The sequence below is a fragment of the Paenibacillus sp. J2L1-98 genome (assembly GCF_056269405.1).
Window position 1 is genome coordinate 613,761 of sequence record NZ_JBWDNW010000002.1, and the last position, 22,975, is coordinate 636,735.

The window sequence follows — 22,975 nt, forward strand, 5'->3', positions numbered from 1 at the left end:
CTCTCACAATTATGGACGGGCTACAATGCTGTCCCGCATACCAAACAGCAGTTTTTCGCCAATTCCCTTGACTCGGAGCAAATCTTCAACCGACGCATATTTCCCATTTTTATCTCTGTCCTGGACTATTGCCTGAGCTTTGGATGGTCCGATACCCTTAAGTGTATCTAGCTCCGCTGCCGTTGCGCGATTAATATCGAGCCTGCCCTCCTCATTTGCTTCCGCATCCGCTTCCGTTTCAGCTTTAGTTTCGGTTTCTGCCTCCGCCTGCGCTTTTCCTTTCGCTATTGCCTCAGCCTCCTGCTTTTCTAAAGCAGGCTTTGTGCTTTCATCTGCTTCCGGAATGGGAGTAGCCTGCTGTACGGTTTGGTTTATTGCCTTCGCCGTTGATTGTTTATTGCCAGGCTCATCCGCACCTCCCTCTTCATTTGGTCTGGTTAACGAATCAAGCGCTGTTTTTACAGCGTCATTTAGCGGCACCCATTCTCCTGCAGCAGTCTGTTTAGGCTCCATTAAAGCAGCTGCCAGAAGAATGACGGCTGCCATAATAAGGATTGCGGCTATTAAAAGCTGTTTATTAGACACTCGATAAGATGAACTTTTCACTCGGCACGTCCTCCTGCAAACGACAAAATAGTTGGTAGTTAGTGACATATAAAACAAGTTCTGCGGAATAAGGTAAGAGAGCAAACGAAATGAATACGGATATTTTGACTCGGGATTTGCTCGCGCATGGCCTTAAATCTTTCATTTGAATCTGGTTATGCATACGAAAGTCCCATAGGAGGGTTCAGCATGAATGTCGGATTTATCGGGACGGGCACGATGGGAAGCCTGCTTATTGAAGCTTTTATTGCATCCGGAGCCTTATCGCCAACGCAAATTGCCATCAGCAACCGCACCTTTGCAAAAGCGCAGGCTTTGGCCAACCGTTTTTCCGGAATGAGAGCCGAATATACAAATGCTGGAGCTGCCTGCGGCTGCGATATCATTTTTTTGTGTATCAAGCCTCTGGAATTCAAAAAGGTAGTCGACGATTTAAAAGCAGTCATCAAGCCGAATCAGATCGTCGTATCCATAACGAGCCCCGTGCTCATATCTCATCTTGAGGGCGAATTGGAATGCAGAGTTGCCAAGGTTATTCCTAGCATTACGAATTATGTAGGGAGCGGGGCATCGCTTTGCATATACGGTCAAACGATGCAAGAGGATGACAAAGCGCAGCTGGAACAATTACTCGCCCATATTAGCGAGCCGCTTCGCATCGATGAGAGCTATACGCGCATCGTATCGGATCTGTCAAGCTGCGGACCTGCCTTCATCTCCTTCCTGCTGGAGCAGTTCGTTGATGCAGCCGTCGAGGAAACGGGTATCGGCCGCGAGGAAGCTTTGCGGGTGGCAAGCGCTATGCTGCTTGGCACGGGCATGCTGCTGAATGAAGGCGGTCTGACGCCGGCGGATGTTCAGGAAAGAGTTGCCGTGCCCGGCGGAATTACGGCCAAGGCGCTAAACCTGCTTCGCCGCGAGACGGATGGTGTATTTAACCAGCTCATAAAGACGACGCATGCCAAATTCAATGAAGATTTAGCCAAGGTATCGACCTCATTTATAGGCGAAGAGGTGAACGGTCAATAGCTGTTCTTCAGCTAAAGCCCGCTCACCTCTTCGATTTGCATTAATTTGCGACTATGTTGACCAGCTTGCCTTTTACCGCAATGACTTTGCGGATCGTTTTACCGGCTATTAGCTCTTGTACTTTCTCAAGTTCCTTCGCCAGGCTCTCCATTTCAGCGACATCCATATCGGCTGCAATGGAAACGCGGTCTGCGATTTTGCCGTTGACCTGAACTACGATCTCCACTTCCTGATCGACTGTCCAAGCCTCCTCGTACGTCGGGAATGAAGCGTATGTCAGCGAGTCCTTGCGTCCCAGCTTCTCCCACAGCTCTTCCGCGATATGCGGGGCAATCGGAGAAATTAACTGAACGAATTGCTCCATCGCCGCAAGCGGCAGCACTTCGGTTTTGTAAGCCTCGTTGACGAAAATCATCAGCTGGCTAATTACGGTGTTGAAGCGTAATGCCTCGTAATCCTCCGTAATTTTCTTGATTGAACGATGCCAAGTACGCTTGAACGCATCGCTCGTTTCGCCGTCGCCGATTTTGGCGCTCAGGCTGCCGTCCTCGTTAATGAACAAGCGCCATACGCGGCTAAGGAATCGGTACGTTCCTTCAACGCCGTTCGTGTTCCATGGCTTAGTCGCCTCAAGCGGTCCCATAAACATTTCGTACATACGAAGCGTATCCGCGCCGAACTCATTTACGATATCGTCCGGGTTAATGACATTGCCGCGCGACTTAGACATTTTCTCATTGTTATTTCCGAGAATCATCCCTTGGTTAACAAGTTTATGGAACGGCTCCTTCGTATCGACTACGCCGATATCGTAAAGCACCTTATGCCAGAAACGGGCGTAAAGCAGGTGAAGCACCGCATGCTCGGCACCGCCGATATACAAGTCAACCGGCAGCCATTGCTTTTGCTTCTCCGGGGAACAAATCTGCTTATCGTTTTTCGGATCGATGAAACGCAGGTAATACCAGCAGCTTCCTGCCCATTGCGGCATCGTATTCGTCTCGCGGCGGGCATTCATGCCAGTCTCAGGGTCGATCGTATTTACCCATTCCGTAACGTTCGCAAGCGGAGACTCGCCCGTTCCTGAAGGCTTAATCGCATCAACATCAGGCAGCAGCAGCGGCAGCTGATCCTCGGGCACCGTCTTCATCGAACCGTCCTCCAGGTGGAGAATCGGAATCGGCTCGCCCCAATAGCGTTGGCGGCTGAACAGCCAATCGCGCAGGCGGTACGTAATTTTACCTTTCCCTTTGCCCGATGCGTCCAAATGCTCGATCATCTTCGCAATCGCATCCTCATTCGTCAAGCCGTTCAGGAAATCGGAGTTGACATGCGGTCCATCGCCCGCATAAGCTTCTTTCGTTACATCTCCGCCTTGCACGACTTCAACGATCGGAAGGTCGAATTGCTTCGCGAATTCCCAGTCGCGGGCATCATGGCCCGGAACCGCCATAATAGCGCCCGTACCATAACCGGCTAATACATAATCAGCTATCCAAATTGGCGTTTTTACGCCACTAACAGGATTAATTGCATAAGCACCGGTGAAAACGCCCGATTTATCCTTTGCCAAATCGGTGCGCTCCAGGTCGCTCTTGCGCGCTGCAGCTTCTTGGTATGCTTCAACGGCCGCCTTTTGCTCTGCGGTCACGATTTGTGCAACAAGCTCATGCTCGGGCGCCAATACGCAGTATGTCGCTCCGAACAAAGTATCCGGACGAGTCGTAAATACGACCAATGCCGAATCGTGACCGTCGATCTCAAACGTAACCTCTGCGCCCTTCGACTTGCCGATCCAGTTGCGCTGCATATCCTTAATGCTCTCCGACCAGTCAAGCTCTTCCAGATCATCCAGTAAACGATCCGCATATTCAGTAATTTTCAGTATCCATTGGCGCATTGGCTTACGGACGACCGGATGGTTCCCCCGCTCGCTCAGGCCATTGATGACTTCCTCGTTAGCCAGCACCGTTCCCAGCGCTTCGCACCAGTTAACCGATACTTCAGCTACGTATGCAAGTCCTCTATTGTACAATTGGATAAAAATCCATTGTGTCCATTTATAATATTCAGGATCCGTTGTGCTTATCTCGCGGTCCCAATCGTACGAGAAACCAAGCGATTTAATTTGACGGCGGAAATTATCGATATTTTTGAACGTAATATCGCGCGGATGCTGTCCCGTATCGAGTGCATGCTGCTCCGCAGGCAAGCCGAACGCGTCCCAGCCCATAGGATGAAGCACGTTGTAGCCTTTCATTCTTTTGTAACGGGAAACGATGTCCGTAGCTGTATAGCCCTCTGGATGGCCTACATGCAAGCCCGCTCCGGATGGATACGGAAACATGTCCAACGCGTAAAATTTCGGTTTCTCCGCGTCCTCCGTCGTCTGAAAAGTTTTGTTCTTATCCCAGTATTGCTGCCACTTCGGCTCGACAACAAGCGGATTGTAACCGTGAAATTGCTGTTCTTGACTCATTTGTGAATATCCTCCTAAAAATATGTGCTATAAGCTTGCTGCAGCAAAAAAATAAAACCTCCCGCCCCTAGCGATAATCGCTAGGGACGAGAGGTTGTTCTCCCGTGGTACCACCCTAGTTAACGGCAGGCATGCTTTGCCCGTCGCTCACTTGTCGCCTTTATCGCAGGCCAGACGGTGCTTTCCGCAGCCGATTACTTACATCGGCCCCTTAATCGCACAGCTCCAAGGCGAGCTTCATTTCGCAGCAGGACCGGCTTGCACCATAAATCGCCGGCTCTCTAGACCTTACAAACGAAATTACTGTTCCTCTTCAACGCTCCATATGCATAAAAATGGTTAGTTTCGATTATAAAGATCGAGCGGTACGGTGTCAAGAGAGTTCCGCTGTCCATAAACCAAATAAATGCCTGCCACAACGGATAAATGAATTGATTCACTCTCTGCGTTAACCGCCCGCAGCATTGGACAATCCGCTAACAAATACTTTAACTGCAAAATACAGAAACAAAACCGCGGACATTAATGACAGGACACGTACGAATACAGGCCCTAACGCCTCTCCGGTCTTGGCGCTGATTAGCGCCATCATGAGCGACCATAACAAGCCGGCGGCAAAAAAGCCGGCTACAAACATTGCGATCACTGCCCGTCCTTCCCCGTCAAGCTCAGCTACGATCGGCCCCGCAGAGGCCACGAACCAAAGCATTACCGTTGGCGAGGATAACGCGGCTCCCAGCCCAAACCAAAAATCCGTCCTGCTTTTCCTCGTTTCAGCACCGCTTCCGTTCCAGTCGATCCATTTCGGATGAATCGATTCCTTAATCATTTTATAGGAGAGGAACAGCAGTACAAGCGTGCCCGCTATCCATAAGGTCCATTTCACTGCCTCGAAGCTTAAAATAAAACTGAAACCGAATAGCGCCAACGCCAGGTAAGTTATATCGCCAAAGCAAGAGCCGAATCCGATCATGAAGGAGGACTTGAAGCCCCGCTCCACTCCCGCCTTGACGATTGCCGCATTAACGAGCCCTAAATCAAAACATAACGAAAGAGAAAATAAAAAGCCCTGTATAAACGAATAAAATAAAACCATTTATTCCTCCATGCACGATGCGCTTATTGCTGGTTCTGCTTTGCCCTATACCAATATTCATATTGCGGCAAGTAACCGATTTTTTCGTAAAGACGATTGGCCGGCGCATTATTTTTTACGACGAGCAAATAGCTGTCTGTCGCGCCACGTCCCTTGCCCCATTGGAGCAGATGCAAAATGAGCTGCTCGCCATAGCCTTTATTCCGATTGCCCGGACAAGTGACGATATCGTACAGTCCAATCCAGCCGTCCTCATTTACCGCAAATCCGCAAGCCACCGGCAATCCATTCTCAAGCAAAATAGCAAAGCATTTCTCAAGCGCTAATTGCTCCAGCATTTTGCGGGTAATCGATCTTTGCTCTTCCGTTAGACCGCTAAACAGGGTGAGGGCATCCAGCCAGCCTTCTGCAGGCATGTTTTCGAGCCGTATATCAGCATGGGATGGCGGGAGCACATCGGCTAGACGTACCGTCTTCACGATCGTTCGGTCGATAAGCTCATAACCGCGGGATGCAAGCTCTTCGTCAAGCGAGGCCGGCTGGCTGAAGGGCGTAATTTTGAAAATGGTACGTATCCCTTGCTGCTCATACTGCTTCTCGCAGGCGCGTATTTTGGCGTCCAGCTCCAGCGTGTGGCCGTATATCGGATTAATCGAATTAGAGCGCTTCGTATAGCCCTCCGCAAACCGCAGCAGCCATCCATCATAAACAAGCGTCTGCAGCGCAGGCCAGCCGTTCAAGCTCATTTCCTCTAGCCGAAAATGTTTCAGCTTCATTATAGGCCCAATATGATGCTGGTCATGCCAAATAAAATCCTTGATATATTGCGCTATCTGGAAAGGATGCCCGTCCGCATCCGCATAAGCCGCTTCATATTGCTCATTTGTTAGTTTAGCTACAGCATCTATAATTCGTTTGCGGCTCTTCGCCGCCTGCCCGGCCAGCTCTGCAATTGGCGTGTTCTTCCCGTATGCCTTAGCAGCCTCATTGAACGTATCGTAATCGAGATGCTTGACCGTAAGCGGCAGGCCCGCTGCCGCCTTGGCAATCGCTTCATTATAAAAATAATCATCCCATCGCAATATATGCGCTACGACCTCACGAACCGTCCATTTTCCGGTTGCTGTGCTCTGATTCCATACGCGTTCATCATCGTTCGCCAGCTCCGTCACAAACGATATCCATTCGCCAAAACTGCGCAGCAGCTGCTCTTTTTCGGTAGCCATTCGAATTTCCCTCATCCCATAAAATATGTAAACACTTCCAAGCGTTTCTCTTATCATACTAGAAGCTTCGTTTACGAGCGAGATGATATTTATGTTATCCACAAAAAAACAGCTGCTCCTTGAGCAGCCAAATGCGCTTTCTATCTTCACAGCATGCCGAACCGCTCAAGCTGCTCCATTTGATTCGCTTGCCGTAATACCTCCCGCTGCTTCGGACCGAGCAAATCGAAATGCGGGTACTCTGACCGGACGTGAATATAACGGGGATTTAGACCGTTATCCAGACACCAGCGCGACAGCTTCTCCATGTCGGAGCAGCCGACCTTCGTCACCGTTCGCATGTTTGGGAACCGCGGATCCTGCCAGTAATGGGTAAGAAAAGCAATCTCCCCGCGCGCAACTGACGCCTTCCATTGCTCCATCTCTTGTCTCTTGATGCCGAATGCCATAGCACCGCTCTCCTTAATGTTATGCGAAGCAAATCTTTTGCCTAAGTTCAGACGCATCGTCATTAAACATAAATGTTCTTGACTCTGCCAACCTGACCATCGGCAAGCCTTACTTTAATGCCATGAGGATGCTTGGGCGAATTCGTCAAAATATCCTTCACCACGCCGCGCGTCAGCTTTCCTGTCCGTTGATCCTGCTTTAAAACAATATCAACCTCAAGCCCCGCTCTAATGGCGGAGCGCTCTGTTCCATTCATCGTTAACCATTCCTCTGCTGCTCTTAATGTTGGCTTCTAGCATAGCATAAGCAAAGTAAAGATGCACATTATAAGGACAGCTGTTATACTAAATATCAAACGATGTAAACGAAAAGAGGAACTATATTAATGTCTAACGCATTTAACGCTTTGGGTATCGTACCTAAGCTTAGCGAATTGCTTCAACAAGATGGAATTACCGAACCGACACCGGTTCAAAAACAAGCTATTCCGCTGCTTCTTAACGGGCAGGATGTCATTGCGCAAGCACAAACGGGCACAGGCAAAACGATTGCGTTTGCTTTGCCTATTCTGCAACGAATTAATATAGAGAAAGAGCAAGTACAGGCTCTTATATTGACACCGACAAGGGAGCTTGCCATTCAAATAACGAGCGAGCTTAAGAAGCTTGTACCTGCTGTTGGCGTAAGCGTTCTTGCCGCCTACGGCGGACAGGATGTTGATGCTCAAATCCGCAAGCTGCAGCGCTCGCCCCATATCGTCGTTGCGACGCCAGGCCGTTTAATCGATCATATGAAGCGTGAAACCGTCAGCTTAGGCAAGCTGCAAATGCTTGTCCTCGATGAAGCCGACCAAATGCTTCACATGGGCTTCCTGCCTGAAGTAGAAAGCATTATTTCGCAAACGCCGAAGGCGCGTCAAACGATGCTGTTCTCCGCAACGATGCCTGATGCCATTCGCAAATTGGCGGCGGATTACATGAAAGCGCCTGTCGATATTCGCGTGCGCAGCACGAATGTAACGCTGGACAGCATTACGCAAATCGTCTATGAAACGACGGACAGAAACAAGCAGCAGACGCTGGTTCATTTGCTTGAGCGCCATCAGCCGTATTTGGCCGTTATTTTTTGCCGGACGAAGGTTCGCGCAAAGAAATTGAACAAGGAGCTTCAAGAACTCGGTATCGAATCCGATGAGCTGCACGGCGATCTGACACAAGCGAAGCGTGAGCAGGTCATGAAGCGATTTAGAGATGCGCGCCTTCAGGTACTGGTTGCGACTGACGTCGCTGCGCGCGGCCTCGATGTTGAAGGTGTAACTCATGTTTATAACTACGACGTGCCTCAGGACGGCGAGCTTTATATTCACCGTATCGGCAGAACCGGCCGCGCAGGTCAAGAAGGAGCTGCCATTACGCTGGCGACGCCTTATGACAAAAATCACCTGCTGCTCATTGAACAAAGCATTAACGCAAAGCTAGCTCGTCGCGCGATCGACAGCGAAGGGACAGAAACTGCAGTACGCCCGCAGCTTGGCGATCGCCCTGAGAAGGGTCGCGGAGCAGCTGGCAAAGGCGGTGCGCGCAGCGCCAATGGCAAACCATCCGCGGACGGACGTCGCGGCGGTCGTGACCGTTCTGGCCAATCGGATCGGAGCGCCAAGCCTGGCGGCCGCAGAGGCCAGCGCGAAACCGTTCGTCCCGCTTCCGGCCAACGTAACGGCAGAACAGCAGCGGGTCGCGGTCCAACTGCCGAAGTTGCTGGCGAAAGCAACGGCTGGGCAGTTGGCCGCGGCGACCGGTTCGAAAGCGGCAGCGCAGCTCGCGGCGGTGAACGCCCAGGCAATCGCGGCAAAACAGCTCGCGGCGGCGAACGCCGTAGAGGGGGCGTTAGCACTCCGCGAGTGGCAGAGCATGCTGCAGGCCGTTCCGCTTCCTCGGTAGAGAGTCCTTGGGAAGCAGCGCGCAACGACGCCAAAGCAAGTAACCGCGGCGCCGTTCGCGGCAACGCTCAAGCGGGTGGCCGTGGCGGTCAGCGCGGTAACTCGTCTACCGGCGGTCGCAATCATTCTTCCGCAGGCGGCCGCAGCAGCGCACCGGCAGGCGGACGCAGCGCCTCGCGCGGCGGAATCTCTTCAAGCAAGCCCCGTGGCGGGCGCAATCGCTAATTTATAGACAATAAACAGGGCTGTTTCCGCATGGTATTTAAATACCTTGTGGAAACAGCCCGTTATTTTTACACTTCATTCATTACATACTTCAGCTAGCTCCAAGCATATTCGCGCAGCGCTCTCGCAACGCCATCCTCGCCATTCGAGAGAGCGACCGCATTAGCCGCAAGCTTGACTTCCTCCGGGGAGTTCCCCATCGCAATGCCCATGCCTGCGTATTTCAGCATCGTAATATCGTTATAATAATTGCCAATTGCCAGAATACGATTTCGGTCAATGCCCCGGATTTCCGCCAGCTGCTGCAGCGCTCTTCCCTTATTTGCCTCCGGATGATGCACGTCGATGAAATAATCTCCGCTGCGGATTGTATGAAGCAGCTGCGGCCACTCCGCCCAATCCGCCTGCACCACATCCATCTGCTCTTTGCTTCCGAACACCGTAAATTTGACGAGCCCGCCCGGCAGCCCCTGCCGAAAATCTTGAATGTACGGCTTCGTCTGAAAATGACTGTACATGGTCTCCGCCTCTGGCGTCATACTCTCGACCATCATATCGAAAGCCGTATTCAAATCAAAATGAATAGCGTACTCGCGGCAATAAGAAACGAAGCTCAGCAGATGGTCTGGAACCAAATCGAATTGATGTACAATAGAACGGTCATCCGAGTTTATCGTTGCAGCTCCGTTATGCGTAATGATCGTTCCTCCAAGTCCAAGCTCCTCCAGCACGGGAAATGCTGCGGACGGGCCCCGTCCGGTGCACAACACGATTTGGGCGCCGCGTTCGGCAGCCTCATTCACCGTTTCGCGAATGGGCGCTGTCAGCACATGGTCATCCGTTAGCAGTGTACCGTCTATATCTAAGGCGATTAAATCATATTGCAAGCTCATAATGACACTCCTTTTCCTATCCCGCAAAATGTTTTTATCTCTTTATTCAGCCACTCGCCGATGTGAGCGAAGCAGCTCAACTTCCTCATCGGAAAGCTCGCGATAGGAGCCCTCGGGAAGCGATTCATCAAGTTTAAGCGGACCCATCGACACTCTTTTTAAATAGACGACCTTCTTGCCTACAGCTTCAAACATTCTTTTTACCTGATGAAACTTCCCTTCCATAATCGTAAGCGAGATAGTAGAGAACGTCTCATTGTCCCGCTGCTCGATTCCGTTAATTTGTAGGTCTGCAGGCATCGTAACGTATCCGTCATCCAACGTGACACCGGCCGTGAACAGATGTTTATCCTCTTCTCCGACATTCCCCAAGACGAGCGCTTCATACGTCTTGGCAACGTGCTTCCGGGGAGACAATAACTCATGCGCAAGCTGTCCGTCGTTTGTTAACAGCAGTAAGCCCACTGTATCCTTATCCAGCCGTCCCACCGGAAAAGGCTCTCGAAGCCGGTCCTGCGGCTCCAGCAAATCGATAACGGTGCGCTCGCGTCCGTCCTCCGTCGCCGAAATAACGCCCTGCGGCTTATTCAGCATAAAGTAAACAACATCGCGGTAAACGACTGGCTCACCATCAAATACAACTTCAGCCACGTCCGGATTAACGATGAGGCCGCTATCCTTTACGACTTGGCCGTCTACGTTCACTTTACCGAACTTTACTGCTTTTTTTATTTCGCTGCGCGTCCCTAGTCCCATATGGGCCAGCAGCTTATCGATACGCATCCGTTTACTCATCCTACATCCATCTCCATCCTGCCGGAAGTTCGTTTTTGATCATGCCTCCAGCATATTTCCCCCACCCGATCGGATAACCGTCCGTGCACACTAATAGATATCCCTTTACCGGCGAGCCTTCCTGCACCTGTATTTCCGATTCCTCTACAAACAACGTTTCTCCTTTGAGAAAACGGAGCGTCTGCTCGTCATCCGAGCTCCAATTAACCGAGCGCACTGCATCTTCGCGAGTTAATCCCATCGCCAGCGGATGCGACGGCTCAAACCGGCCCCGAACGGCCTCTCCCACATACCAACCCGCTCTCACCACGCGCAAGCCATCAAGTGAAGGCAGCTCGTCAGGCTGTATATATACGCGCGAGCCAAAGGCCACCACTCGTCCCGGCCAGCTTAGAGCACCAATTGAAAACTGCTCCGCATACTGATGCCACAACTCAACTGGACTCGCTTCCTCGGCTGTATTCGCCGCAGTGCCTTCACGACCGTTTGCCGACCGCTTTTTGGCTGGCCGCTCCAATCCAGCGTTTGACCATTCATTTTTGGTCTGACGTTTGTTTGCGCGCCTTTCATCCCTATGGTCCTGCTTCTTCTCCAGCCGCTTCCCGCCCTGCTGCGGCGTCTCGCGCTTCAAGCTTCCGCCGGCGGCCTTAGCTGCAGGACGATGAATAGGCGCTGCCGCCAGCACCGGCCCGGCTTCCCGGACGCCGCAGCGTCTCAGTACAGCCGCATAATGGCCTTCTCCCTCGATAAGATGCGGCCACAGCCTTACCGTCCCTTGAATGCTTTGTAGGCGTTCACCGTCAAGCTGCGCTGTCTCCGCCGCTAAATCCGTTCTGCCCGCCGTCCATCCGAATTGATGAGGTACTGCTTCAACAAAAAAATCATCATGCTCTGCGAGAAATGCTGCAATTTGCTGCTCGTTCTCCTCAGGCGAGAAAGTGCAGGTCGAATAGACGATTATTCCTCCCGGTGCGAGCATCGCTGCAGCATCGCGCAAAATATCACGCTGCATGACCGAGCACCGCAGGGTCGAATGCTTCTCCCAATCTGCAATCATGGAATCATCCTTGCGGAACATGCCCTCGCCGGAGCAGGGCGCATCAACGAGGATGCGATCGAACCAAGCAGGGAAAACAGCCGCGATAGCCGCAGGCTCCTCGTTCAGCACGACGGCGTTGCGTACGCCGGCAAGCTCAATATTTTTGGCGAGCGCCTTCGTTCGCTCCCTTGCGTTATCATTGGTAACCAGTACGCCGCTGCCCTGCAGCTTTCCCGCGATTTGCGTCGATTTTCCGCCGGGAGCCGCGCATAAGTCGAGCACGCGGTGTCCGGGCTGTACGTCCAGCAATTCAACCGGAGCCATAGCGCTCGGCTCTTGGATATAATAAAGGCCCGCATGATAATGAGGATGCTTGCCCGGACGCTCGCCTTCCTTGTAATATAAGCCATCCTCGGCCCATGGGACCGGACGCACCGTTTCACCCATGGAAGACAGCTTCTTCCAATTCAAGGCGCTAAGCTTCAAACGATTGATCCGTAAACCGTATACTCTTGGAGCCGCATAGGAAGACATAAATTTGTCAAATTCGTCTCCCAGCAGCTTTTCCATTTTTTCTGTGAATTTACGCGGCAAATTGCCGATCATGCACATTTCCTCCTGCCAATTGTCATCGATGTCCTTGCTCTTACATCCTCATACTGATTTGATATATAATATATTAAAGTAAGGACAAACCGTTTAGAAATGACTTGTCCACCCATAAACTCGTTTCGGAGGTAGTCGCGCAAATGAAAAAGAAAAAGAAAGTGAAAATGATTTATGTGTACATTGGAATCGTCGTTATTCTATTCGGCTTCATATTTGTACTGAACAACAGCGGCAAGGTAAATGCCCTGTACGGCAAGCCCGTGTCTCAACTAAACCCGGAAACACGCAAGCAGCTTGATGATCCTAACTATCAGAATATCATATTACCGGCTGAATTGGACAAGAAGGTTGCCGACAAGGAAGATTTCTTCGTCTACCTGTTTGCTTCCGACTGCCCGCACTGCCAAAAAACGACACCGCAATTAATGCCGCTCGCAGATGAGCTTGGCATCGATCTTCCGCAATTCAACCTAAGGGAATTCCCTTCCTACTTTAACAAATATAATGTCGAGTATACGCCAACTCTAGCTTATTTCAAAGATGGCGTTCAAATTGATAAGCTCGAGGGCGGCCTTTCTGAAGGGGGTACAGAAGGGTACAGCCTAGATGACTTCAGAGCGTTCTTCAACAAATATTCGGGAGCTGAATCGAAATGATGAAGCGTCAGCGCCTGACCGATGAACAGATCGCCGAAGAGCAGCGAAGCTCGCGTATTCGAGGTATCCTGTATGCTCTGCTGCTGGCATTCGCATTCATTACATTGCTCACCGCATGCGGCTTGGCGGATGATGACAAGGCCGGCGCTGAGCATCAGCACGGCTCCGAAACCTGGCAGACGACAGCTTCGTATGACGAGCTTCCTGCCTTTCTCTCTGATTATACACCGCATACGAGCGAACTCTACAAAGCGGTACACGACCACGCTGACATTATGAGCGGCGTAAATTGCTATTGCGGCTGTGCGGACGGGCTGGCGGTTGAAACTCCTCATGACTCGCTTCTGCGCTGCTACGTGGCCGAGCATCCCGCAGACGAAGGTGGCGTAACCTGGACGAATCACAGCACAAGCTGCGGCATTTGCAAGAAAGAGATGGAGGAAGTCATCGCCTTAAGCAAGCAAGGCAAGACTGCTGATGAAATACGCGAAGCGATCGATGCCTCATTTAAGCCTAACAGATCCAGCGATTAGTCTTGCCGAATGTATATGCGACAAAAAAAAGTGGATGAGCGCCTCGCTCAACCACTTTTTTTGTATCTTTCAACCAGCATGAATGCTGTCAATTTTTAAGTTTGGTTCGCTTTTTTGGCTTTCCCGATTGCCGCTTGAATATCGAGCGACAGCTGATTAAGCTCATGGTAATCCTCTTTCTCAAACTTCTCGTTAAACTTCATTTGGAACTGCGCAGCTTCGCGCACCCGGTGATAGAAATATAAGTCTTGAATGCCGCTCAGCACCTTAGAAACCACATTGGACTGCTCCTCAAATTCCGTTTGCGCATCCAAAATCTCTTTTCGTATGCTGGTCATTTCCGAATCGAGCTGCGATGCGGCTTCCGCCGCTTTTTTCAATCGGTCACGCACGTCCTCGGGCAGGCTCTCTTTAAACTTATAATTTAATGAATGCTCTATCGTCGCCCAGAAGTTCATCGCCAAGGTACGAATTTGAATTTCGGCAAGTACGATTTTGTAACCAAGCGCGGTTTGAACCGGATATTGTACGATCATATGGTAACTGCGGTAGCCGCTGTCCTTAAAGTTTGTAATATAATCCTTCTCGTATACGAGCGTAAGATCTTTGCGCGTTCGAATTAAGCTCGCCACCCGGTGAATATCATCCACAAACTGGCACATAATACGAATGCCCGCAATGTCCTCAATTCCTGTATCCAGCTTATCCGAGGGAACGTTCAGGCGCCTCGCTTTTTCCAATATGCTTGATATGCGCTTCACCCGGCCGGTGACGAATTCAATCGGTGCGTAAGCTTCTCTTATCTTCAGTTCAACCCGCATCGTCTTAAACTTCACTTTCATTTCTTCAACCGCTTGTTCATAAGGCTGTAAAAAAAGATTCCAGTCTCTACCGTCCATCCGGCCGCCTCCTGTTCTTAAACGTGATCTGCACCTACTGCTTCGGCAATATTTCGGTAGCCATCTTTACGTAAACATTCCTTCAAACCGTTCGTCAATTCACGGAGCAAACCAGGCCCTTTGTAGATAAGCGCTGTATAAATTTCAACCAAGGAAGCTCCTGCGCGGATTTTATCGTATGCATCCTGTGCGGTAAAAATGCCGCCTGAGCCAATAATCGGCAGCTGTCCGCCTGTCTGCTTGTAAACGGCTTTAATGACCTCGGTTGAACGGTCGCGCAGCGGCTTGCCGCTAAGCCCCCCCGCTTGCCCTGCATTCGAATGGTGAAGTCCTTTCCGTGACAAAGTCGTATTCGTCGCGATGATGCCGGATACGCCGCTTTCCACTATTGTTGCAACGGTTAACTCCAGCTGCTCGTCTGTCATGTCCGGAGCAATTTTGACGAGAACGGGCTTTGTTTTCTTTCCTTCTTTCGCCGCTTGTACGTTCATTTCCTTTTTTACGGCGCTAAGCAGATTTCTCAGCTCTTCTCCGTGCTGCAAATCACGTAAATCGGGCGTGTTCGGAGAGCTGATGTTGACGACAAAGAAATCGCCGTATGTATACAAATCGCGAATACAGGTCCGGTAATCCTCGTGAGCCAATTCATTCGGCGTCGTTTTGTTTTTGCCAATGTTTACGGCAATCGGGATCCGGTTTATTTTACGGCGTGACAGCTTCTCTGCCATTGCGGCCGTACCGTCATTGTTAAAGCCCATCCGGTTGATGAGCGCTTCGTCCGGCGGGAGACGGAACAATCTCGGCTGCTCATTGCCGGCTTGTCCCTTAGGCGTCACTGTTCCTACCTCAGCAAAGCCGAAGCCTACGCTCGAGAAGCCGTCCGCTGCCTTCCCGTTTTTATCAAGCCCGGCAGCAAGTCCCACCGGATGCGGAAATTGTAATCCGAATAGCTCAGTCGCAAGCTCCGGCGACTTTGCTACGCCATACATGGCATGCATCAGCCCGTTAAGTCCAGGCACAACTGCTCCTGCAGCCAAGCCGTCAATTACAAGATGATGGGCCTTCTCAGGGTCCATACGAAAAAAAATAGGCTTCAAAATAGAAGAATAAAGCAACTTACTCACTCCGATCTCAGATGTATGTTCTACCTGACAGTTTATCTTTTTTGCAACAAAAAGAAAAGAGCCTGCGCGCAAGGTGCAAGCATCCATTATATTGCGGCTTGTCTAGAAAACGATTACAATGGGATCATACTAATTTTAACTATGAAATAGAGAGGTTGATTGTCGATGAGCTCACCAAAAAGAAAACCGGCAACGATAAAAGCCAAGCCGAAGGAAGAAGTGAATAAAAAAGCGCTGATCTGGCTCTGCTCTATCGTCGGCGTTATCATTGTTGCGATCGCGCTGCTTTTAATCTTCACTTCGTAAGCCAGCTTACGTCAACCATTTATACACCTTTGCGGGATTGGTTTCGTTCTGGCGCGGCTCCAGCTTAAAGCGTTCGGCTGGCCGCTGCACCTTGGACGGAAGCGTCCCGTTTTTTATTTTGACAATCGTACCAAGCGGCACCAAATCGAACAATTCCTCCACGTCCTCTTTTCCCATACGGATACAGCCAAGGGATTCGTCCTTCCCTATGCTGCCTTGCTCATCCGTGCCGTGTATGGCGTATAGGGTATTTGACAGCGTCATTCCGCGGCTCCCGAAATTACCATCGTCACGCCCGTTCGGATTTTTCACCTTCTCGCTAATATAGAAACTTCCCTCAGGCGTTTTCTCACCTCCAAGACCCACCATAAAACTGCGCACAATGATATTCCCTTGAACGACTGCAAGCCGGTAAGACGCTTTATCCACTACGATCTCCAGCGGCTGACTCCATTGTTTATCCAAAATCCCGTTTGTACCGACAATCGAATTTGTAATTGGTTTTTTTTCCGTTTCTTTGTCCAAAGCCGGCTGAACGCCTGCTTCCAGCGTAGTTGCTGCAGAATTACCCTTCTTCGCCTCTTTTGCTGTTTCCAGCTTCATCAGCATCTTTGCGAACATAGACCGCATTCCTTCCCGCTCGCCTGCAAGAATATTATTCGGGTAAGGACGGATGAGATCATCCAGCTTCTCGGGCCATTTTTTGTATTTTCGTTCATATTGGTAAATCGCGCTCGCCAGCGTCCAATGCGTCTCCTGCTGCTCACTCCATGCCTCGTACTGCTCCTCAAAACCGGATGCGTCAGAAGGCTCGCAGGAGCAGGCCTCCCGCTCAAGCATCGAAACCTGCAGCTTGCTGTTGCCGCTTTCTTTCTGGGCTGCCATAAGCAGCCTTGTATCCCCTGTCCATTTGCGCCAACCGGCATCCTCCTCAAGGCGCGCCGCAATAGTTAGCAACGGCGCATCGTTCGCGGCATCTATAAGACTATTCCAGGCACTTCCAATCGGAAAGCGCTCCTTCTGCGGTAGAAAGACGACTCCTACCGGAAGCTCCTCCGCCTGCACTACCGGTATAGGCTGAACTGCCATCTCCTTTTTTATGGCGCCATTAGCAGGCACTAATACGGCAACGGTCAATAGCAAACCGGCTATTAATGCCGTTCTTCGGGCAAGCTTTTTTTTCTTTTGCTGTCTATCCCATGCTCTTAGCAATTGCAGCTGATTTTCCGATAACGGATGACTTTCATGCTCATACGCATCATACACCCCGCCAGCCTGCAAAAAGCAGTAGTTCGCTTTACCTTCCTTGCCTGCTAGCAAATATTGTTTGCCTAACAAATACCATCCCATTTGATTCCCGGGGTGCTGCTTCACAAATTGCTTCAAATATAAGAGATCATCCGGCGAGTCCATCACCCAGCCTCCCAACATGCGGTATAACCTTTTTATCGGCAGGACTCACGCTGATTTGTATCCCGGTTTCGATTTGCCTTATGCAGGCATAGAAAAAGCTCCCCTCCGCTGATAGCGGGGAGGAGCTTCTCGTCATAACAAAAAATTAGTAGTTGAATGGCACGTCAGCAATTTTGATCGAGTCGGTAGGACAGCCGTCAGCCGCATCCTGCAAATCGTCAAACAAATCTTCTGGAATCTCTGTGTTACCTTTGTTTCCGTCAGCTTTATAAATTACCTCTGCAAGACCTTCGTCGTCATAATCATAAATGTCAGGAGCGGTCGCTCCGCAAGCTCCACAAGCGATGCACGTATCTTTTTCTACCCAAGTAAACTTACCCATGGAAATCCCTCCCAAAATAAATATACGGAATAATCTCGTCTCTAACAGTCAAGCTTCATTCATCAATATATAACAAAGTATCATCCTTTTGCAAGGATGTACCGCGAATTCGTTTATTCCTAATTAAGGTCGACGGATCGTCGCCCAGCATTCCTGCGGTTAGAACCGCATCCTCTCCATACTTATCGCGGAGACGGTCCATCGCCAAAGTCAGCGCCTCCTTGCGGGGCTGCTGCTCATAGCTGAATAAATCGAGCTGCATGGCCGTATCATCAAGCAGCGCCAGGTTCTGCAGCGTAACGCCAAGCAGGCGGATCGGCTCGCCGTTTTTCCAATGCCGGTCGTACAGCTTGCAGGCTTCCCTGTAAAAATCATCAGACGCCTGCGTTGGGGCAGCAAGCGTATGGGAGCGCGCAATCGTCGTCATATCCGGCTTGCGTATCGTAATTTGGACGGTTGAAGCCACCATCTTCTGCCTCCGCAGCCTTCGCCCCGTCTGATCCGCCAAATTAAGCAGCACGCGGTATACATCCTCGCGCGCGGTTATATCGTTCGGGAGCGTCGTCGTATGCCCAATCGATTTATTTCGCTCCCTGTTAGGATTAACCTCGGAGCGGTCGATTCCGTGAGCTGCGGATTTCATCCAGGAGCCTGTTACGCCAAAATGTTTATTCAACAGTATTTCATCTGTTGCTGCCAGCTGACCGATCGTCCGAATGTTCAGCTTCGCAAGCTTATCGGCCGTTTTCTTTCCGATTCCGAACAAGGTATCGCATGACTTATCCCACAGAACGTTCTTTACATCCCGTATGCGCAGTACGGTAAGACCATTCGGCTTCTTCATATCGGAAGCCATCTTCGCCAGCAGTTTGTTCGGAGCTAAGCCGATGGAACAGGGAAGCGACCACTCGGACATAATTCGCTGCTGAAGCGACGCAGCAATTTCCAGCGGTGAACCGAACATTTTCGAGCCAGTAATATCCATGTAGCACTCGTCGATGGAAACAGCCTCCACGAGCGGCGTGTATTGTCTTGCAATGGCCATAAAGCCATGTGAATATTTGCGGTACAAATTAAAATCAGGCTTTATCAAAATAAGCTCAGGACATAGCTTAAGCGCCTGTCTCACCGTCATGCCGGTCTTAATTCCTTTCCGCCTTGCTGAATATGAGCAGGTTACGAGGATTCCCTTGCGCTGCTCTACGCTGCCCGATACCGCTATTGGCCTGTCCTTATATTTCTCAGGTTCCTCTGCTTCATGCACGGAACAATAGAAGGCATTCATATCCAAATGAATGATAACACGGCCTTTGGCCGGATAATGCTCATTCACATTTGTCATCACTGTGCGATACACCGCCTATTCGGAACAATAAGCTTACATAAGCTTGATCACCCCCAGCATACAATTCCATAAGGGCCCAGTCAACGCGCTCCGGAAAAATGGGACAAAAATTACAAGCCCCCCTCTACTTTCACGGCAACAAGTGTTATAATAGTACATTATGATTTGTAAAGGCTATGAGTGAAGGAGGCGTCCCGTTAATGACAACAAACATTTCAATCTTTGATACGACGCTGCGTGACGGTACACAAGGCGAAGGGATCAGCCTGTCCGCGGATGATAAATTAAAAATTGCCCAGAAGCTCGACGCGTTGGGCGTTCATTATATCGAAGGCGGCAATCCGGGAAGCAACAGCAAGGATATTGAGTTTTTCCAAAGAATCAAAGCATTTAAACTTAATGCCAAAATGACCGCATTCGGCAGCACCCGCCGCAAAAACAGTTTAGCTGAGCAGGATGCGAGCCTTGTGCGAATCGCTGAATCCGGCGTCCCTGCCGCTACGCTTGTAGGTAAGTCATGGGATTTCCATGTACATACAGCGCTGCAAACGACGCTGGAAGAAAACCTCGCGATGATTTATGATTCGGTCGCTTTTCTGAAGCATAACGGCATGGAAGCGTTGTTTGACGCAGAGCATTTTTTCGACGGCTATAAGAATAATCCGGAATATGCCGTTTCGGTGCTGAAGAAAGCACAGGAAGCTGGCGCAAATTGGCTCGTACTTTGCGATACGAACGGCGGAACGCTCCCAAATGAAATCCATGAAATCGTAACGCGAGTCAGACAGGAATTAACGACGCCAATCGGCATTCATACGCATAACGATTGCGAGCTGGCCGTTGCGAATTCGCTTGCCGCCGTTCAGGCCGGCGCGCGTCAAGTGCAAGGTACGATTAACGGCTACGGCGAACGCTGCGGCAACGCAAACCTGTGCTCCATCATACCAAATCTTCAAATCAAGATGAACTACGATGTGCTGCCGGAGGAGAAGCTGCGCACGCTCACAGGAACAGCCCGGTACATCAGCGAAATCGCAAACGTACACATGCCTGTCGGTCAAGCTTATGTCGGCAACGCCGCATTCGCCCACAAAGGGGGAATTCACGTCTCTGCGATTATGAAGGATTCGAAAACCTATGAGCATATTCAGCCAGAACTCGTAGGAAACAAGCAGCGCATTCTCGTATCGGAGCTTGCCGGACAAAGCAACATTATTTCTAAGGCGCAAGAGCTCGGTCTTGACGTGAATACGAATAACGAGAAAACTAAGCTCATCATGGATCAGATTAAGGATCTTGAGCATCAAGGCTACCAATTCGAGGGTGCCGACGCTTCCTTGGAGCTCCTTCTCCGCGAAGCTTTCGGGGGCGAAGCTAAGGAAGTTTTCAAGGTTGAATCGTTTAAAATGCTAGTTGAAAAAACGAACGGCCAAATGATCTCAGAAGCCATCGTAAAAATTAACGTTGGCGGTCAGCAGGTTTATACGGCAGCTGAAGGCAACGGGCCGGTTAACGCCCTGGATAACGCCCTGCGCAAGGCGCTGGTGCAGTTTTATCCGGATATTGAAAGTATCCATCTCTCCGATTATAAAGTCCGTGTCATCGACGAGAAGGACGCTACTGCAGCTAAGGTTCGTGTTCTTATCGAGTCGACTGGACTTGATAATACGTGGAGTACAGTCGGCGTCTCTAACAACGTTATCGAAGCAAGCTGGGAAGCGCTTGTGGACAGCATACGTTACGCCTTGCTCGGTATGGTAAAGGTAGATAGCACACATGTTGATCCGCTCGATCGTATCGGTCTTGTGAATCATTAATCAAAAAGGGCTGCCTGCGCGTCATTGTATGACGCACAGGCAGCCCTTTTTTCTTCTTACATCCACTTTTCAATTAGACGTTCCCATTCCGCATAAGTGATGACACCGTTAATTCTCTCTCTTATAACGCCCTCGCTGTCGATTAGAAACGTTGTCGGAAACGTATCGACTTTGTACTGCTTCGTCACATCGCCCGCGCGGTCCATTAATATCGGGAACGTAAACTCATGCTCATTAACAAAATCTCTGGCAGCACGCTCTTTATCGTACTTCGTCGCATTTACGCCATAGAGCTGTATCACGTCTCCATATTGCTCATGCAAACGCTGCAGGTCGGGTGCTTCAAGCTCGCAAGGCCCGCACCAGGAAGCCCAAAAGTTAACGAAAGTCAGCTTGCTCTTCTTGCCGCCCACTTCATATGATTGCTCATCAAGGGCTGGAAGCTTGAAAGCCGTTGCAACAAATCCCGCTTTCGGCTTAAAATCAGCAGCAGGAGCAGCCAGCGTAACCGCGTCAGGTCGATCCGTTTTATATTGAAATACAGCTAAGCCAGCAAACACAAATGCAATCGCAAAAAGCGCAATGACGCGTTTCATGAAGTACCTTCCTTTTCTTGAAATATCATCATACCTGTATGGCTTCATGGTATCATGCACCGTATGGAAGCTCAACCCATGAGGCGAATTAGCCATAAAAACGTCACGAATCCCTGAACAGGACAGCCAACCATACGTTGTAAGCATATTGTCGGCAAGCACATCGACAATCATACCTTTCAACCCATCTAGAGCAACAGACGTGCGAAATTAACCGTATTCCGTTATACTATATTTGCTGGAACCGAATGGATAAATTATTTTGAATTAATACATCGATTCTGCTTTATATTAAACTCGTTAATCGGGAGGCGTTACTATGGAAGCGGGTCAAAATAAGGGTTTTATTACCAAATCAGCCTATGATAAGCTCATCCAAATTTGTGCGAAGGCTAAGCCTCGAGAAGCTTGCGGTATTGTTGCAAGCAGTCAAGCTGCCTCAGTCCCTTCTGCACAATTATCGGGCGCAACAGACTATTACGTCATTGATACTATTATCCCTATAACAAATACACACATCGATCCAACGCATTCATTCTCCTTCGATCCGGCAGAGTGGACAACCGCTTATTATGAAATGCAAAAAAACCGACAAACGCTTGTCGGCTTATTTCACTCTCATCCACGCACAGAGGCCGTTCCGTCTTCTAGCGACTCTGAAGGGTTCCTCCCTGCATCCGAGCTTACCTATTGGATTATATCACTGCAAAACAGCGAAGCTCCTCATGTTCAGCCTTATCGCCGCTCACAAGGGACGTTCGTGCCGTTACAGCTAGTGCTTACTTAAATAAGCATATAGGTCACCTAGTGTCGTAATATTTCTCTCCAAAATCCTTGCCAAATAATTTTGCCAAAGCTTAGCCGTCATTATTGAATCCTGCAGCGCATGATGCCGTTCCGTAATAGGAATACAGCAGCTCTCGAGCAATTCATCAAGGCTGTATCCTGCGAGGTTCGGCTCCAACCATTTCGCTACCATCATCGTATCCAGCACTCTGTGGTTTAAATTTACTTTAGATGTCCTCCATAAGGCAGCGTTTAGAAACTGCTTATCATGACCGGAAGCATGGGCAATAAGCAAGCGCCTGCCGACAAACTCCATAAAGTCATGAAGCACCTGCATTAAATCGGGCGCATCCTCCACCATTTCATTCGTAATGCCCGTTAATTCGATGATCGCTTTCGGAATTTTCCGCTTCGGATTGACAAGACTGTAGAACGATTCACTCTCCACGAGCTCTCCGCCTCGCAACATAACAGCGCCAAACGAAATAATTTCGTCACCGTTCGTCGGGTAGAAGCCTGTTGTCTCGAGATCAAATACAACAACCTCAAGCTCCCGCAGCGGCATGTCGAACATGGATTGCTTACGCTGCTCTTTATTGACATTTCGAATAAACGCCATTTGCTGCGCATTTTGCGAGCCTAGCATAGATGCGATGGCAGGCGTAAATCCTCCCATTTTGTATAGGTTCCACATGCGACCGACGCCTTTTGGTTCTTTCATTCCTCCACCGC

23 protein-coding genes and 1 other annotated feature are annotated in these 22,975 nt (G+C 50.1%); of the genes, 7 read left to right on the top strand and 16 right to left on the bottom strand.

The genetic code is table 11. The annotated features are described in order from the left end of the window. Nucleotides 1-9: 9 nt before the first annotated feature. Nucleotides 10-606, bottom strand: coding sequence for a ComEA family DNA-binding protein (locus tag AC0YNZ_RS07700; RefSeq protein ID WP_475826034.1), 597 nt, complete (start codon nt 604-606; stop codon nt 10-12). A gap of 189 nt (nt 607-795) precedes the next feature. Here AC0YNZ_RS07700 and comER point away from each other — a divergent pair, with 189 nt between their 5' ends. Continuing rightward, nucleotides 796-1,635 (top strand): late competence protein ComER, encoded by an 840-nt coding sequence (gene comER, locus AC0YNZ_RS07705; RefSeq protein WP_110770630.1) that lies wholly within the window; start codon nt 796-798, stop codon nt 1,633-1,635. A 40-nt stretch (nt 1,636-1,675) separates the two neighbouring features. On the opposite strand, the gene leuS is transcribed toward comER, so the two are convergent. The 5 genes from leuS to AC0YNZ_RS07730 form a co-directional block, all read right to left on the bottom strand. Next, on the bottom strand, nt 1,676-4,114 hold the full coding sequence (gene leuS, locus AC0YNZ_RS07710) for a leucine--tRNA ligase (protein WP_475826035.1): 2,439 nt from the start codon (nt 4,112-4,114) through the stop codon (nt 1,676-1,678). 79 nt (nt 4,115-4,193) lie between these two features. Then, nucleotides 4,194-4,440, bottom strand: a binding site (T-box leader). Nucleotides 4,441-4,562: 122 nt separating this feature from the next. Beyond that, nucleotides 4,563-5,210, bottom strand: coding sequence for a LysE family translocator (locus AC0YNZ_RS07715; RefSeq protein WP_475826036.1), 648 nt, complete (start codon nt 5,208-5,210; stop codon nt 4,563-4,565). 23 nt (nt 5,211-5,233) lie between these two features. After that, nucleotides 5,234-6,436 carry a GNAT family N-acetyltransferase gene (locus AC0YNZ_RS07720; RefSeq protein WP_475826037.1) on the bottom strand — a complete coding sequence of 401 codons (1,203 nt, stop codon included), beginning with the start codon at nt 6,434-6,436 and terminating at the stop codon, nt 5,234-5,236. Between the two features lie 146 nt (nt 6,437-6,582). Beyond that, entirely contained in the window at nt 6,583-6,885 is a 303-nt protein-coding gene (locus AC0YNZ_RS07725) for a hypothetical protein (protein WP_475826038.1), read from the bottom strand. Nucleotides 6,886-6,947: 62 nt separating this feature from the next. Further along, entirely contained in the window at nt 6,948-7,142 is a 195-nt protein-coding gene (locus AC0YNZ_RS07730; RefSeq protein ID WP_475826039.1) for a YwbE family protein, read from the bottom strand. Nucleotides 7,143-7,271: 129 nt separating this feature from the next. On the opposite strand from AC0YNZ_RS07730, the gene AC0YNZ_RS07735 reads away from it, so the two are divergent. Beyond that, on the top strand, nt 7,272-9,050 hold the full coding sequence (locus AC0YNZ_RS07735) for a DEAD/DEAH box helicase (protein WP_475826040.1): 1,779 nt from the start codon (nt 7,272-7,274) through the stop codon (nt 9,048-9,050). 95 nt (nt 9,051-9,145) lie between these two features. Here the strand turns inward: AC0YNZ_RS07735 and AC0YNZ_RS07740 are convergent, their stop codons facing one another. Genes AC0YNZ_RS07740 through AC0YNZ_RS07750 form a run of 3 tightly spaced genes read right to left on the bottom strand, consistent with a single transcriptional unit; the run spans nt 9,146 to nt 12,383 of the window. Further along, the gene (locus tag AC0YNZ_RS07740) at nt 9,146-9,943 is read right to left on the bottom strand and encodes a Cof-type HAD-IIB family hydrolase (protein ID WP_475826041.1); all 798 of its coding nucleotides are present in this window, start codon (nt 9,941-9,943) and stop codon (nt 9,146-9,148) included. A 42-nt stretch (nt 9,944-9,985) separates the two neighbouring features. Beyond that, nucleotides 9,986-10,738 (bottom strand): pseudouridine synthase, encoded by a 753-nt coding sequence (locus AC0YNZ_RS07745; RefSeq protein ID WP_475826042.1) that lies wholly within the window; start codon nt 10,736-10,738, stop codon nt 9,986-9,988. Nucleotide 10,739: 1 nt separating this feature from the next. Further along, nucleotides 10,740-12,383 (bottom strand): RsmF rRNA methyltransferase first C-terminal domain-containing protein, encoded by a 1,644-nt coding sequence (locus tag AC0YNZ_RS07750; protein ID WP_475826043.1) that lies wholly within the window; start codon nt 12,381-12,383, stop codon nt 10,740-10,742. A 143-nt stretch (nt 12,384-12,526) separates the two neighbouring features. Between AC0YNZ_RS07750 and AC0YNZ_RS07755 the strand changes: the two genes are divergently transcribed. Together AC0YNZ_RS07755 and AC0YNZ_RS07760 are read left to right on the top strand one after the other, a co-directional pair. Then, nucleotides 12,527-13,042, top strand: coding sequence for a thioredoxin family protein (locus tag AC0YNZ_RS07755; protein ID WP_475826044.1), 516 nt, complete (start codon nt 12,527-12,529; stop codon nt 13,040-13,042). Further along, on the top strand, nt 13,039-13,575 hold the full coding sequence (locus tag AC0YNZ_RS07760; protein WP_475826045.1) for a PCYCGC motif-containing (lipo)protein: 537 nt from the start codon (nt 13,039-13,041) through the stop codon (nt 13,573-13,575). Before AC0YNZ_RS07755 ends, AC0YNZ_RS07760 begins: the two co-directional genes overlap by 4 nt. Before the next feature lie 95 nt (nt 13,576-13,670). Here the strand turns inward: AC0YNZ_RS07760 and yjbM are convergent, their stop codons facing one another. Together yjbM and AC0YNZ_RS07770 are read right to left on the bottom strand one after the other, a co-directional pair. Next, entirely contained in the window at nt 13,671-14,474 is an 804-nt protein-coding gene (yjbM, locus tag AC0YNZ_RS07765) for a GTP diphosphokinase (protein ID WP_110770640.1), read from the bottom strand. Between the two features lie 17 nt (nt 14,475-14,491). Further along, nucleotides 14,492-15,589 carry a quinone-dependent dihydroorotate dehydrogenase gene (locus tag AC0YNZ_RS07770; RefSeq protein ID WP_475826046.1) on the bottom strand — a complete coding sequence of 366 codons (1,098 nt, stop codon included), beginning with the start codon at nt 15,587-15,589 and terminating at the stop codon, nt 14,492-14,494. A gap of 174 nt (nt 15,590-15,763) precedes the next feature. Here AC0YNZ_RS07770 and AC0YNZ_RS07775 point away from each other — a divergent pair, with 174 nt between their 5' ends. After that, on the top strand, nt 15,764-15,904 hold the full coding sequence (locus AC0YNZ_RS07775) for a hypothetical protein (protein ID WP_181426067.1): 141 nt from the start codon (nt 15,764-15,766) through the stop codon (nt 15,902-15,904). A gap of 6 nt (nt 15,905-15,910) precedes the next feature. On the opposite strand, the gene AC0YNZ_RS07780 is transcribed toward AC0YNZ_RS07775, so the two are convergent. The 3 genes from AC0YNZ_RS07780 to AC0YNZ_RS07790 all read right to left on the bottom strand — a co-directional run bounded on the left by AC0YNZ_RS07780 (nt 15,911) and on the right by AC0YNZ_RS07790 (nt 19,041). Further along, nucleotides 15,911-17,317 carry a L,D-transpeptidase gene (locus tag AC0YNZ_RS07780; RefSeq protein WP_475826047.1) on the bottom strand — a complete coding sequence of 469 codons (1,407 nt, stop codon included), beginning with the start codon at nt 17,315-17,317 and terminating at the stop codon, nt 15,911-15,913. A gap of 145 nt (nt 17,318-17,462) precedes the next feature. Next, nucleotides 17,463-17,699, bottom strand: coding sequence for a ferredoxin (locus AC0YNZ_RS07785; protein ID WP_056627358.1), 237 nt, complete (start codon nt 17,697-17,699; stop codon nt 17,463-17,465). Nucleotides 17,700-17,754: 55 nt separating this feature from the next. Next, nucleotides 17,755-19,041, bottom strand: a complete 1,287-nt coding sequence (locus AC0YNZ_RS07790; RefSeq protein ID WP_475826165.1) for a DNA polymerase IV — start codon at nt 19,039-19,041, stop codon at nt 17,755-17,757. A gap of 203 nt (nt 19,042-19,244) precedes the next feature. Between AC0YNZ_RS07790 and cimA the strand changes: the two genes are divergently transcribed. Next, on the top strand, nt 19,245-20,861 hold the full coding sequence (gene cimA, locus AC0YNZ_RS07795; protein WP_475826048.1) for a citramalate synthase: 1,617 nt from the start codon (nt 19,245-19,247) through the stop codon (nt 20,859-20,861). Between the two features lie 56 nt (nt 20,862-20,917). On the opposite strand, the gene AC0YNZ_RS07800 is transcribed toward cimA, so the two are convergent. Beyond that, nucleotides 20,918-21,457: a TlpA family protein disulfide reductase gene (locus AC0YNZ_RS07800; RefSeq protein ID WP_475826049.1), complete on the bottom strand. Its 540-nt coding sequence runs from the start codon at nt 21,455-21,457 to the stop codon at nt 20,918-20,920. Between the two features lie 319 nt (nt 21,458-21,776). Between AC0YNZ_RS07800 and AC0YNZ_RS07805 the strand changes: the two genes are divergently transcribed. Further along, nucleotides 21,777-22,244 (top strand): M67 family metallopeptidase, encoded by a 468-nt coding sequence (locus AC0YNZ_RS07805; RefSeq protein ID WP_475826050.1) that lies wholly within the window; start codon nt 21,777-21,779, stop codon nt 22,242-22,244. Here AC0YNZ_RS07805 and AC0YNZ_RS07810 read toward each other — a convergent pair. Next, nucleotides 22,230-22,964 (bottom strand): exonuclease domain-containing protein, encoded by a 735-nt coding sequence (locus tag AC0YNZ_RS07810; RefSeq protein WP_475826051.1) that lies wholly within the window; start codon nt 22,962-22,964, stop codon nt 22,230-22,232. The two genes, AC0YNZ_RS07805 and AC0YNZ_RS07810, sit on opposite strands and share 15 nt — an antisense overlap. Nucleotides 22,965-22,975 lie beyond the last annotated feature (11 nt).

Excerpts from the sequence above, each read along its gene's own strand:
- comER (WP_110770630.1), top strand. The coding sequence starts at position 796 with ATGAATGTCGGATTTATCGGGACGGGCACGATGGGAAGCCTGCTTATT.
- leuS (WP_475826035.1), bottom strand. The coding sequence starts at position 4,114 with ATGAGTCAAGAACAGCAATTTCACGGTTACAATCCGCTTGTTGTCGAG.
- AC0YNZ_RS07715 (WP_475826036.1), bottom strand. The coding sequence starts at position 5,210 with ATGGTTTTATTTTATTCGTTTATACAGGGCTTTTTATTTTCTCTTTCG.
- AC0YNZ_RS07720 (WP_475826037.1), bottom strand. The coding sequence starts at position 6,436 with ATGGCTACCGAAAAAGAGCAGCTGCTGCGCAGTTTTGGCGAATGGATA.
- AC0YNZ_RS07725 (WP_475826038.1), bottom strand. The coding sequence starts at position 6,885 with ATGGCATTCGGCATCAAGAGACAAGAGATGGAGCAATGGAAGGCGTCA.
- AC0YNZ_RS07730 (WP_475826039.1), bottom strand. The coding sequence starts at position 7,142 with ATGAATGGAACAGAGCGCTCCGCCATTAGAGCGGGGCTTGAGGTTGAT.
- AC0YNZ_RS07735 (WP_475826040.1), top strand. The coding sequence starts at position 7,272 with ATGTCTAACGCATTTAACGCTTTGGGTATCGTACCTAAGCTTAGCGAA.
- AC0YNZ_RS07740 (WP_475826041.1), bottom strand. The coding sequence starts at position 9,943 with ATGAGCTTGCAATATGATTTAATCGCCTTAGATATAGACGGTACACTG.
- AC0YNZ_RS07745 (WP_475826042.1), bottom strand. The coding sequence starts at position 10,738 with ATGAGTAAACGGATGCGTATCGATAAGCTGCTGGCCCATATGGGACTA.
- AC0YNZ_RS07750 (WP_475826043.1), bottom strand. The coding sequence starts at position 12,383 with ATGATCGGCAATTTGCCGCGTAAATTCACAGAAAAAATGGAAAAGCTG.
- AC0YNZ_RS07755 (WP_475826044.1), top strand. The coding sequence starts at position 12,527 with ATGAAAAAGAAAAAGAAAGTGAAAATGATTTATGTGTACATTGGAATC.
- AC0YNZ_RS07760 (WP_475826045.1), top strand. The coding sequence starts at position 13,039 with ATGATGAAGCGTCAGCGCCTGACCGATGAACAGATCGCCGAAGAGCAG.
- yjbM (WP_110770640.1), bottom strand. The coding sequence starts at position 14,474 with ATGGACGGTAGAGACTGGAATCTTTTTTTACAGCCTTATGAACAAGCG.
- AC0YNZ_RS07775 (WP_181426067.1), top strand. The coding sequence starts at position 15,764 with ATGAGCTCACCAAAAAGAAAACCGGCAACGATAAAAGCCAAGCCGAAG.
- AC0YNZ_RS07780 (WP_475826047.1), bottom strand. The coding sequence starts at position 17,317 with ATGGACTCGCCGGATGATCTCTTATATTTGAAGCAATTTGTGAAGCAG.
- AC0YNZ_RS07785 (WP_056627358.1), bottom strand. The coding sequence starts at position 17,699 with ATGGGTAAGTTTACTTGGGTAGAAAAAGATACGTGCATCGCTTGTGGA.
- AC0YNZ_RS07790 (WP_475826165.1), bottom strand. The coding sequence starts at position 19,041 with ATGACAAATGTGAATGAGCATTATCCGGCCAAAGGCCGTGTTATCATT.
- cimA (WP_475826048.1), top strand. The coding sequence starts at position 19,245 with ATGACAACAAACATTTCAATCTTTGATACGACGCTGCGTGACGGTACA.
- AC0YNZ_RS07800 (WP_475826049.1), bottom strand. The coding sequence starts at position 21,457 with ATGAAACGCGTCATTGCGCTTTTTGCGATTGCATTTGTGTTTGCTGGC.
- AC0YNZ_RS07805 (WP_475826050.1), top strand. The coding sequence starts at position 21,777 with ATGGAAGCGGGTCAAAATAAGGGTTTTATTACCAAATCAGCCTATGAT.
- AC0YNZ_RS07810 (WP_475826051.1), bottom strand. The coding sequence starts at position 22,964 with ATGAAAGAACCAAAAGGCGTCGGTCGCATGTGGAACCTATACAAAATG.